This window comes from Stenotrophomonas sp. STEN020 (genome assembly GCF_056760195.1).
The window spans coordinates 31,926-43,762 of the sequence record NZ_JBRREI010000041.1 but is presented as its reverse complement, the minus strand read 5'-3'; the positions used below and the strand labels follow the sequence as shown (position 1 = coordinate 43,762).

Annotated in this window: 8 protein-coding genes; all 8 read right to left on the bottom strand. The window is 64.0% G+C overall.

Features of this window, described 5'->3' with window-relative positions; genetic code table 11:
- Nucleotides 1–185: 185 nt before the first annotated feature.
- Entirely contained in the window at nt 186–2,132 is a 1,947-nt protein-coding gene (locus ACVOLZ_RS16030; protein WP_481517004.1) for an N-acetylmuramoyl-L-alanine amidase, read from the bottom strand.
- A gap of 407 nt (nt 2,133–2,539) precedes the next feature.
- Nucleotides 2,540–4,267: a carboxypeptidase regulatory-like domain-containing protein gene (locus tag ACVOLZ_RS16025; RefSeq protein WP_481517003.1), complete on the bottom strand. Its 1,728-nt coding sequence runs from the start codon at nt 4,265–4,267 to the stop codon at nt 2,540–2,542.
- A complete protein-coding gene (locus ACVOLZ_RS16020) occupies nt 4,267–6,432 on the bottom strand; it encodes a hypothetical protein (protein WP_481517002.1) in 2,166 nt (721 codons plus the stop codon). Before ACVOLZ_RS16020 ends, ACVOLZ_RS16025 begins: the two co-directional genes overlap by 1 nt.
- The gene (locus ACVOLZ_RS16015) at nt 6,429–7,577 is read right to left on the bottom strand and encodes a BatA domain-containing protein (RefSeq protein ID WP_481517001.1); all 1,149 of its coding nucleotides are present in this window, start codon (nt 7,575–7,577) and stop codon (nt 6,429–6,431) included. Before ACVOLZ_RS16015 ends, ACVOLZ_RS16020 begins: the two co-directional genes overlap by 4 nt.
- Entirely contained in the window at nt 7,574–8,476 is a 903-nt protein-coding gene (locus ACVOLZ_RS16010) for a DUF58 domain-containing protein (protein ID WP_481517000.1), read from the bottom strand. The genes ACVOLZ_RS16015 and ACVOLZ_RS16010 overlap by 4 nt, the downstream gene beginning before the upstream one ends.
- A gap of 19 nt (nt 8,477–8,495) precedes the next feature.
- Nucleotides 8,496–9,479, bottom strand: a complete 984-nt coding sequence (locus ACVOLZ_RS16005; RefSeq protein ID WP_481516999.1) for an AAA family ATPase — start codon at nt 9,477–9,479, stop codon at nt 8,496–8,498.
- Between the two features lie 16 nt (nt 9,480–9,495).
- The gene (locus ACVOLZ_RS16000) at nt 9,496–10,134 is read right to left on the bottom strand and encodes a DUF4159 domain-containing protein (RefSeq protein WP_481517005.1); all 639 of its coding nucleotides are present in this window, start codon (nt 10,132–10,134) and stop codon (nt 9,496–9,498) included.
- A gap of 365 nt (nt 10,135–10,499) precedes the next feature.
- On the bottom strand, nt 10,500–11,834 hold the full coding sequence (locus ACVOLZ_RS15995; RefSeq protein WP_481516998.1) for a TldD/PmbA family protein: 1,335 nt from the start codon (nt 11,832–11,834) through the stop codon (nt 10,500–10,502).
- Between the last annotated feature and the right edge of the window lie 3 nt (nt 11,835–11,837).

Below are 11,837 nucleotides of genomic sequence, written 5' to 3'. Positions count from 1 at the left end.
CTCGGCAGGGGCCTTACCAGCAAGATCAAAAGCGTCCCCTCATCCGCCCCTGCGGGGCACCTTCTCCCGCAAGCGGGAGAAGGGCTAAAGCAGTAGCAAGGGCGAAAAACCAAAAACCAAAAACCAAAAACCAAAAGCCAAAAGCCAAAAGCCAAAAGCCAAAAACCAAAAACCACCTGCGCAGATCAGTTCTTTATCTGCACATCATCGATATACACATTCAGGTCGTACGCGGTATTTGCGTGATACAGCCAGATCGCGTCCAGCTTGACGCTGCTGCCGGTGATCGTGCCGTTGCCATCCACCCACGCATTCCATTGCGTCGCATCACTCAAGGCCCAGGACACATAAGTCCAGGTATTGGCCGCGATGGCCTTGCTGGTTGAACGCTCGGTGCCGTCACTGTCATCGATGCCAATGCCAACCGTGGTTCCAGTACCACCGCTCCATACCCAGAACCCGACAACACCATTGGCGCGCGTCAATGCGGTATTGCTGGCCGGAACCCCGCTGCCCGACAGCAGCCGCACAGCCCAGTCTGCCGTGCTGGCGGTATTGTCCTTCAGCAGTACCCGCAACGAGCAGCTACCGTTCTTCTGCGTGCTGCAATCACGTGTAGCCGTCGAGGCGGTGCTGATGCCGGTGGTGCTGCCCGAGTAACTGGGGCTGGTATCGAAATGACCAACGCTGCTCTCGAAGCGATCCAGATAGGTGATCGTGCCGGTACCGCCACCCGTGCCAGGATTCAGCAAACCATAGTACTTCGACCAGTTCCAGTTGATGCCCGGATCGGTGTGTGTCTGGCCACTGTAGTGCTGGTGGCCTTTGATCTTGACGCTGGCGGGCAGCACGTTGATGCCGCTGCTGGATGCACCGCTGTAGGCGCTGGCACAGCTGATCGTGCTGTATGTGGCGCAGAAGCTGCGCACCAACGCCGCTGAGGCGTCATACATCGCATTGGTGTACCAGGAGCTGTTGTCGACAAAGCCCTCGTGTTCGATGCCCAAGGTGTAGCTGTTCTGGCTGCCCACGTGCCAAGCGGTATCGGCGTTGCGCACCATCTGCGTTACCTGGCCGTCGGAAGAGCGGATAACATAGTGCGCGCTGACTTGCGCCGAGGCGTTCTTGAACCAGGAGATGGTGCCGGCATAGCTGCCCTGCGTGGTATGGATCGTCACCGCACTGACCGCTGCGGAGCGCGACGCGGAATAGTTGGAGGATGATGCGGCACTCCAGATCGCCGGGCCATAGTCGGTGCTCTGGATGCTGGCATCCAGCAATGGGCTGACCGCGGCTTTCCCCGTGGCATTGCTACGTGCCTGCAAGGTCTCGCTGACCGGATCGACCTGGAACGCGTCGGTTTCAACCCGATCTCTGCTCACATCAAGGCGCACCATTGGCGCGCGCAGCATGACCAGCTGCGGCGCATCGAATGCCTGCTCCCAGGCGATTGCGCGTTCGGGTACGACAATGCCGCGGTCAATGACACCGCGGTCCTGCGCCAGCAACACGTCGTAAGCAAAGCTGGTGCGTGCGTAGTCATCGACGACGCTGCGCGCGACTACATTCGCGGTGCGTGGTGAGTAGCCCGCATAGCGCATCAAGGCAGGGCGTATCGCCTCGGGTTCGGGCGCGCCTGATGCACCGATGTTGGGATGATCCTGACGGATCTGCGCATCCAGCAATGCGGCGGCAGCAAGAATATTGGTTGCTGCGTCGGTGCGCACAGCAGTGGTGGATACGCCAAGCAGTTTGGCCGCTTGGCCGACCTGATCCTCGAAGCCACCACCGGCGTACAGGCCCATCACTCCCCAGGACGGCGGCATGCGCAGATGTGCGTCATTCTGGTCGTGCGCGTCCGGCTGCAACGGTGACCAGCGGCTTTGTACGTAGGCCAGGGATTCCAGCGTTCCACGCGGGATGCCGGGGTAGCGGCGGTAGGCTTGCTGGAAGTAGCGCACATACATCGCCCGCAAGGGCAGCATGCGCGCTTCTTCCATCTTCAACTGCATGTCCAGCACCTGTTCGTTGTCGGCGACAGGTGCCTTGATCGTGGTTTGGGCAAGTGCGGGAACAACTACAGCACTGGTGATGACGGCAGACAGCAGCACGGCGGTATGACGGTGCATCATCGGTAGGACCCCCAAGCTTGGAACCCCCTGCGTGTGTGGTTCTACCGCAGCTGTTCTGCGCGCGGGTGAAGGCGTGGGTCAATCAGTGATGGGGCTCAAGGAGTTGTTGGATGGGTTGCACGTGGGTGTGACCGCAATCCAATGCGAAGAAAGGCACCCCTCCCCAACCCGTCCGGCCCGAAGGCGCAGCCTTCGGTCGTTCATCAGGCCGCGCGCCAATGGCGCGCAAGCAGTCCTTCTTCACCCCCTTGCCTACGGCAAAGGGAGGGGGCTTATCGTGGGCTCTGCTGCTGATTTGCCTTCCCCCGTATGCGGGGGATCAAAGGGCCTGCCCCCGCGAAGGCGGGGGTGCCCAAAGGGCCGAAGGGGGCGCCGTTGATGTTGCTCCTTCAATGCCATCAACAACTTCAGTCTTGCGCTGCCGATCCACCCGTTCGCCTGCGCTCCAACCACCAAAGCAGTGAGGTAACCAGCACAAACCCCAACAGCCAAGGCCAGCGCGGGCCCGGGATCGGTAGTGGAGTTGAACGTACCGAAGTACCGCTCAATGCAAACGTCGCATCGCGCATCTGCTGCGTATGCAATGCAACTGCCTTTTCCGGATCCAGCAGCAACATGCTCTGCTGCTGCTCGCCCGATTCAACACGGTTCCAACCGGCCTGCTGTGGCCACGCAGCAACGCAGTTGCCAGCCGAAGGGTCGGCCAGCAATTCGGTTCGGCTGCCGTCCTCGGTAATCATCTGCACAGGAGCCGGCAAGCCGCAAAGACTGATGCGCTCATCACTCCATGCCCAGGCGGGCAATTGCAGCGCTGGCGGATCTGGAAGTGATCGGGCAACGCTCGCCAATGCCGCGTTCCACAGCTCGGCGTGCACGTCGGCGTGGCCCGAGAGCACCAGCGCATAGCTGTCAGTGATCGGCAGCACGCCAACCCGGCCCAAGCCAAGTGCGCGCCAGCCACCTATCGCGCTGGCGTCAGCGGCGCGTAGCAAAGGCACGACATCGGCGCCGCCGAATTCCAGATTGAAGCGTTCGACTGCGAGCGCGGTTTTGTTCTGTTCGGCATCGGTCATGGTGCGCAGTGTGACCGGCTTGGTCTGATCATCTCCGCGTGTTTCCAGCCCCCACTCGCGCAGTACGCGGCGGGCGTTGCTGTCCAAGCTGCCGCTGGTCCGGACCAGTACGCCCAGTCCACCGCGCACCGCCTCTGTGATCGCCGCACGTTGCGCGGACGACAGTGCCGCAAGGCGGCGCTCATCGAGCAGCAGTAGGTCCAGGCGGGCGAGGCTGCCGGCATCCAACGCGGCCGGCGCGTCGCCCAACTGCAGGCCGCCACCGATCAACATGCTGGTCTGCAGCTTGGCACCGATATCAGTGGCCCAACGCTGCAGGTACTTCAGTTCGGGGCCGGGAGCGCCGGCCAGCAATCGTATCGTCGGTGCAGTGCTAGCACGTACGCGGACTGGTACCGGCAGCTGATCCAGCACCTTGCCGCTGCCGTCGAGCACGCGCAGCGCGAAACTGACATCGCCGGGCTCACGTGCGCTGGCGTTCAGCGCTACGCGGCCTGTCGCATCTGCGTTGACGATATCCACGCGATGGCCAGCAGGGTCCAGCAGTTCCACACGTACACCAGGCATGCCTTGTACGCGGCCGTAAACAGTGAAAGCCGCGCCGGGCGCGAGTAGCGGCGGAGCCTGTAGTTCCACCAGACCACGCGGTGCCGTGCTGGGGAGGAAGCGCAACGGCGGTAGTGCGATATCGCGATCACGCGCGGGCAGGCCCTGGCCGATGATCACCAGTTCGCGGGTACCCGGGTGCTGGCGCAGGGCGGTGGCCAGATCCGGAACAGCTTCAGCTGCCGCCAATACAGGTGCCTCAGGCAGGCGCACGTAGTTGGCCGCGGGCAATGCCGACAACTCGGCTGCGCTCGCCCCCGCTGTCGCGATGACCAAGGTGCCGGCGTGTCCCGGACGCGATGGCGGTTGCAGGGTGAAGTACAGCAACACGCCAGCCGCAAGCTGCAGCATCAGCAATGCGGCAAGGCGCGTCGCGCGCGGGCGAGGAGACAGCGCGAAGCGCAGGCTGCCAAGCCCCACCGCCAGCGCGATCAATCCAAGAGGAAGCCAAGCCATCATCGTGCTGGCTCCTGCGGCGCCGAGAGTGCTTCAAGGTAACGGCGACCACTGGCATCGGCTGCATTGCGGCGTGCGGGTGGGCCTGCCGCGCGCCGCAGTGCTGGCCACAGCTGTGCACGCAGTTCGCTCCGGCAAACCCGGCAATCGGGTTGCTGTCGTAGTGCATCGATCGCAGCAACCACATCCAGTGGATCGGGTACGGCATTGGGATGTGCATCCAGCCAACGCGACAAGGCATCAAGGTCCACGCTGTCGTCGCTGGATGCCAATGCATGCCATGCGCTGGCGACGACAGCATCATCCGCAGGGCGTGCGCTCAGCTGTACAGCGCGATTGCCAAGACCCTCGCGCTTGCCGGTCATGCGTCGGGCCATGTCGATGGGCGGCAATTCGCTGCCCACGCGTGCCAGGTAGATGCGCTCGGCCTGTTGCACCTGTTTGATGAAAGCAAGCGCCTTGTAGGCGTAGGGCAGGGCTTGATCCGGGTGGCCCTGGCGCAGGTGGCCTTCGGACTGCCACATCTGGTCGAGCGCGGACTTGAGGATGGCGCGGGTCTGCGGGTCGAGCAGAGTCGCTGCTTCGGCGTGGTCGTGGGTGTGGCCGTACTCGGACAGCACGTCGGTGGCGCTGCCGAACACCGGTGCACTTGTGGCATCGCTGCCGGCGCCGGCGCCGCCACCGCCACCGTGGTCATGGCCATCATCATCGGCGTGATCGGCATGCGCGTCGGCGCTGGCCGCATCGCTGGTTGGCATATCACCGGTCGGCGGTGCCTTCGCGCCACCTTCGGCTTCCTCGCCGAGGAACTGGCCGTAGCGCAGGCGCAGGATGCGCTGGTCAACGCCGATGGCATCGGAGCGCTTGATGAAGGTGTCGGCATCCAGGCTGCGACGCTGCTTGAGCAGTGCTTCGGCGTCGATGATGATCTGCCGCTGGCTGCGGAAGTAGGCCGGCATCACTTTCTTGATCGTGGCTTCCAGATCGCTTGCTTGTACCTGCTGTTCGCTGGGCAGGCGCAGAATCAGGCTGGCGCTGCGCGCGTCCTGTGGCTGTGGGTTGCGGTTGTCGCGCACGGTCAGACGCGCGACTACTTCGTCGCCAGCTTCCAGGCCCAATGCGGCCAGGTCGGCGCTGTAGGCAAAGCGGCGCGCCGTCGCCGGACCGCTGCCGCTGAGTGTCAGTTGGCGTTGCTGGAAGCTGATGTTCTCGCCGCTGCCTTTTGCGGTGGTGATATCCAGCGTCGCCGCGTTGTTCACACCGAAATCATCGCTGGCTTCAAAACGCAGCTGCCACGAGCGCTGGCGCGGTGCGGCTTGATTGAGTGTCTGCGCGGGCTCTATCACTTTGACTTGTGGCGGGCGATCAACCGTCACGTCGAGACGATAGGCGCGGCCGGCAGTTGCCATCGCCGGTGCGGTATGGATGCGATACAGGCCGGCACGCTGCAACACCTCGCTGCCGCGCCAGTAGTCGCCATCGCGCTGCAGTGCCACCCGGCGGCCATCATGGAACTGCAGCCACGCCTGCTGCGGCTGTGGCGCGAACTGCAGACGCCACTGCAGGCGGCTGCCTTGCAGGGCGCGTGCATCGAGCTTGTCGCCGGCTACTGCCGCCTGGCCGCTGTAGGGCGGGGGCGTGATCTGCAGCCAGCTGCCGCGCAGTGCGGGTGTGCTATCCGTCGCAGCGGTTTCGCTGGCGCCTCCATCCGCGGCAACCGGAGCGTTGGCTGTAGCGCTCGGCCACAGCAGTGCTGTACCCGCTATCAGCGCGGCAGCCAACAGGCACAACAGCAGTCGCTGCCAAGGCCAGCGAGGACGCAGGTCAGGCGGATTGCTTTGCAGACGCTGTTCGATATGACGGCGCTGGCGCTGCTGCAGCGGATTGAGCGTAGGTGATGCGGCGAACAGCAGATCGGCGCTGTCTTCGAAGCGCGGATGGTCGTTCAGGCGTGCGACCAGCCAGCGCGCATCCAAGCGTCGCGCTCGCCACATCGCGATGCCGGAAACCGCCAGCAAGGCAAGCGTTCCGGCGATATAGCCGGCATCGAAGTCGAGCACACGCGCTGCCAGCAAGCCGATAGCCAGAGCCAAGGGCAGGCCGCCGAACAGCGCAATCAGCAGGGTGCGGCGACGCGCGGCGCGCAGCAGGGTACGTGCGTTCATGCCAGGCCCCGTCGGCGCGGTGCACTGGCCAGCCAGCGCTCAAGCAGGAACAGCAGAGCGATTGCCAACAGCAACCAATGGCTCAGCTCGGTTGCAGGCTGTGGATACGGCGTAGCGCCGATTCCCGGCTGCATCGTCGCTGCAGGCGCGCGCCGTGGCGTGGGCGCAGCCTGCAGCACGGCGCGCAGGTCGTTCGGGAAATCCGCGTCAAGCAACACCGGTAGGCTTGCCGGCTGCAGCGGTGCTGCCCAGCGCAGCCATTGGCCTTGTGGTGTGCCGATCTGCTCGATGACCAGCACACCGTTGGCATCGCGCCATAGCGGCGTGCGTTGCGCATTGGCGGGCACTGGTGTGCGCGCATCTACCAGCAGGCGGCCGCCACCTTGCAGCCATGCGCTTGTATCGGCCGGTAGCGGTTTGGCCGACAGCCAGACGTGCAGCTTTCCGTCATTGCTGAAGGCGGCGCTGTCGTCTGCCGTCTGTGGTTTGGTTCCACGCCATGCACTGGCAACCGCATTGAGATAGCGCAAGCCTGGCTTGCCGGCTTCGTCGTGACGGATCTGCAGCTCCGGCGGCGCGAGGGCGGTTGGCTCGTCCGCAGCAGCGGTTTGATCCAACACCTGCCAGCGCACCGCGCGCGACAGCTGCGGACGCTGTGCGTCCAGTCCATCCAGTACCGACGGGACAACCACGGTGAGCGCGGCATCGGTTGGCAGCGCGGCATCCAGCTCACGCAGCAGGCTGGATACCGGCTGCGGGCCTTGCGGCGCTGCGCTTTTGTCGATGCGCGGCAAGCCCGGTGCCAGCCATAGCCATTGCGCATCGGCATTGCCCACAGCGCGTTGGGCAGTGGCCAGATCAACACCGGGCAGCACCGCGACGCGCTGCTGCGTATCAGGCACACCCATCAGTGCCGGCCGTGCCAACAGCACCGCCAGCAGGGCAAGCAGCAGCAGGCGCAGCAGTAGCAACGGCCATTCGTCGAAGCGGATGCGTCGGCGCGGGCGCGGCTGGGCCGAGAGCCAGCGCAGCGCGGCGAAATCGATGATGCGTTGCTCGCTGCGGCGGGCGAGGTGGATCAGCAGCGGAAGCAATAGTGCTGCCAATGCAAGGAAACCGGCTGGGAACAGCCACAGAAGGCTCATGCACCGCTCCCGGCACGGCGCCCGAACAGGCGCTGCAGTGGCGCGTCGATGGCTTCATCGAGATAGGCGGTGTCATGGCGGATGCCGGCAGCCTGCAGCCGTGCATCCAGCGTGCGCTGTGCGTCCTTGAAGCGGGCGAGGTATTCGCCGCGCACCGTTGCGCCATCGCTGAGCAGCTCATCGCCGGTTTCCGGGTCGCGGAAGCGGTGTCCATCGCGAAACGGAAAGTCGCGCTCTTCAACGGTCAGCAGCTGCAGGTGCACCACATCACGTCCGGCCTTGGCCAGGCGCTCGGCCAGTTCGACGCCCGCCGCATCGAAGCCGTCGCCGATCATCACCACCAGATCATTGCTGGCGATGCGTTCCCACAGCGGCGATAGCCGCTGCTGCGGTGGCCATTGCCCCTTGGCCTGCAGCGCATGCAATTGCAGATGCAGACGGTCGCGCTGACGTAGTCCATTGCCAGCAGGCAACAGCTGCACGCCATCGCCGCCTAGTGCGATCAGGCCGAAAGCATCGCCCTGCTGCATTGCCAGTTCGGCGAGGCAGGCGACCAGTGCTTTGGCGGCATCCAGGCGCTGCCAGTCAGGACGCGCCTGATCTGCTTGAGCCATCGAGGCGCTGGCGTCGAGCAGCAGCCATACCGTGATCGGGCTTTCGCGTTCGGACTCGCGCACGAAGAAGCGGTCCGAGCGGGCGTACAGCTTCCAATCGATCTGGCGCAGTTCATCGCCCGGTTCGTAGGCGCGGTACTGCGCGAACTCGAGCCCGGCACCACGGCTACGGCTGGCGTGCGCGCCGATGCCACGGCTGCCACTGGCCCGTTGCGGCCACAACCGCAGGTTGCGCAGGCGACTGCGCACGTCGGCGGGTATCAGCGGTGGCGTTGGCGCGCTCATGATCTTCGAACGTTGCGAATCAAGCTGGGAACGGCACCGCACGCAGCAGCGCGGCGATCACGTGATCGGCACTCTTGTGCTCGGCCTCTGCGGCGAACGACAGCAGCAGACGATGACGCATCACCGGTGCCGCCAATGCCTGCACATCCTCGCGGGTGGCGGCAAAGCGGCCCTGCAGCAATGCGCGCGCCTTTGCCGCCAGTACCAGCGACTGGCCGGCACGCGGACCGGCGCCCCATTTGATCCAGTTGTTCACTTCGGCAGGTGCGCCGTCGCCAGGGCGGCTGGCGCGGACCAGGCGGGTGATCCAGCTGAGCAGGTCAGGGCTGATATGCACTTCGCGTACCGCAGCCTGCAAGGCCTTTACTGCTTCGGCATCCATCACCTTGGGCACGACGCCGCTATGGCTGCCGGTGGTCTGGGCGAGGATGTCGCGCTCTTCGGTTTCGCTCGGGTAATCGACGCGGACATGCAGCAGGAAGCGGTCGAGCTGGGCTTCCGGCAGCGGATAGGTGCCGGCCTGCTCGATCGGGTTCTGCGTGGCCAGCACGAAGAACGGCGAGGGTAGGGCGTAGGTGGTACCGGCGTAGCTGACGGTGCGCTCCTGCATCGCTTCCAGCAGCGCGGCCTGGGTCTTGGGCGGGGTGCGGTTGAGTTCGTCGGCCAGTAGCAGGTTGGTGAAAATCGGCCCTTGCTGGAAGCGGAACGCGCGCTTGCCGGTGCCGTGGTCTTCTTCCAGCAGTTCGGTGCCGAGGATGTCGCTGGGCATCAGGTCGGGGGTGAACTGCACGCGCCGGAACTGCAGCTCCAGCGCTTGGCCGAGCGAGCGCACCAGCAGGGTCTTGCCGAGGCCGGGTGCGCCTTCGAGCAGGCAGTGGCCGCCGGCCAACAGGCCGATCAGCAGTTGTTCGACAACCTCGTGCTGGCCGACCACGGCCTGTGCGAGCGCGCTGCGCAGCTCGTTCAAGCGCGGCAGCAATGGGTCCAGATCGGGGGTGGTCATGCGGTCACCTGTGGGGTCAATGCGTCAGTGCGTACATCACGATGTTCACGCCGAATTTGGTGTTGTCTTCGGCCAGGAAGCGTTTGTTGCGCCAGTCGTAGTCCCATTCGCAACCGTAGTCCTTGTTGCTGTAGAGCACGCCCAGGCGGCCATCGATCTCGATGCCCTTGAGGTAGTCGTGGACCAGGTCATCTCCCCAGCCGTTGAGTTCGAAACCGGTGGCAGGCGGACCTTCGGGGAATTTGAAGAAGCTGTTGTAGACGGCGTGGTTGTTGGGCAGCTTCTTCATTGCGGTGGCGCCGAAGATGCTTCGCATCTGTGCCTCGAAGGAGGTGGCGAACAGGCCGTCGATGTCGTGGTTGCAGTCGTCGACGAAGACGAAGCCACCGTTGCGCACGTAGCGCTCGAAGTTGCGGCGCTCTTCCGGATTGAACTCGACCAGCTTGTGGCCGGCCAGGTAGCAGAACGGCGCGGCCAGCATCTTCGGGTCGGACAGGGCGATGACGTGTTCCTTGGGGTCCACGCGCAGTGTCGTGTAGTCGACCAGCGAGGTGATCAGGTTGGACGGCATGCGCGCATCCACGTCCCAATCACCGGAGTCGTAGCGCAGGCGGGTGAACCAGAAGTCGTAGCGGCTTGCCTGTGCCCGCGCCATGCCCGGCAAGGCAGCCGCCACCGCGCCGCCCAGCAGCAGGTGAAGGAATTGCGCTCGCGTCAGACGGGGTGAGGACAAGGGCGAAAATCTCAAGATGCTGAAAGCCCCTCTCCCGCACGCGGGAGAGGGGTTGGGGTGAGGGCGCTCTTAAAGCACGTAGAGCAAAAGGCTGTAAAAGCTCCCCTCATCCGCCCTTCGGGCACCTTCTCCCGCAAGCGGGAGAAGGGATAAAGCAACTGCAACTGCTAAAAGCCAAAGCCAAAGCCAAAAGCCAGAGCTAAAAGCCAGAGCTAAAAGCCAAAGCTAAAAGCCAAAGCTAAAAGCCAAAGCTAAAAGCCAAAGCTAAAAGCCAAAGCTAAAAGTAGTTACACCGCATCCGACAACGACGTAAACGTAAAGTCACGCAGCTTCATCGGCGGGATCATCATCACGAAGCTGGATTCATCACCGGCCACGCGCACCGGTTTGCCCAGCTCGTCGATGTTGTTGAGCATGATCACCGGCGATTCGTTGAAGCGGAAATTCTTCACCGGGTGCTTGATCTGCCCGTTCTCGATGTAGAAGGTGCCGTCACGGGTCAGGCCGGTCAGCAACACGGTCTGCGGGTCGACCATGCGGATGTACCAGGTGCGGGTGACCAGGATGCCCTTCTCGGTGCCACGCACCAGCTCGGCGATCGATTTGGTGCCACCACCCATCAACAGGTTGCCGGCACTGGCCTTGGCGGTCTTGCCCTGCTTCTGCGCCCAATAGCGCGAGTAATCCAGGTTGGCGATCTTGCCGTCTTCGATGATGGCGATGCGCTCGCGCGGCAGGCCCTCGCCATCCCACGGCAGCACCGCCGCGTCCGGGTGCCAAGGGTCGGCGAACAGATTGACCTTGCTGTCGTAGACCTGTTCACCCAGCTTGTTGCCGCCACCCTTTTTGGACAGGAAGCTGCGGCCTTCATCGGCCGAACGTGCACTGAAGAAATTCATCATGAAGCTGATCAGACCGGCCGCTGCTGCTGGCTCCAGGATCACCGTGTACTTGCCCGGCTCCAGCGCCTTGGCTTCAGCCGATTCGGTGGCCTTGCGCTTGGCGATCTCGATGTCCTGGTCGGCCTTGAAGTCGGCAGCGTTGGCGAGATTGCGGCCCACCCAGCCCGAGCCGCGACCGTCTTCGGTACGCACGGTGCAGGTGTAATTGAAGTTGGTGGTCTTCTGGTAGCCGAAGTTGCCATTGCTGTTGGCGATGGCGACGAAGCCGTTGCCGTCTTCCAGGAAGCCGGCAGCGATCAGGCCGTTGCCGCGGCAGGGGGTGATGGAGTCAGCAGCCACCTGGGCGCGGAATTCCGGGGTGATTGCCGCAGTCGATTCGCTGAAGGTCGGGCTCGAGCGGTACTGCTGCTTGCCGATGGCCGGCATGAACTCCGGATTCTCCGGCGCCAGCTTGGCAAGATCCTCCGCGCGGCGAACCACGCGCTCCAGTGAAGCGTCGTCGAACTCGTTGATCGAAGCGGTGCCAACACGCTTGCCGAAAGCGACCTGCACGGCCAACTCGGCATTGCTGACGATGCCGCTGGTGGAGACGTTGTTCAGCGCGAAACGGATGTTGCCGTCGACCGAGCCGGCCAGCGTGGCAGTGCATTCATCGGCCTTGGACAGCGCGATGACCTTGTCCAGGATGGCCTTGGCTTCCTGTTCGGTGAAGATGATCATGGT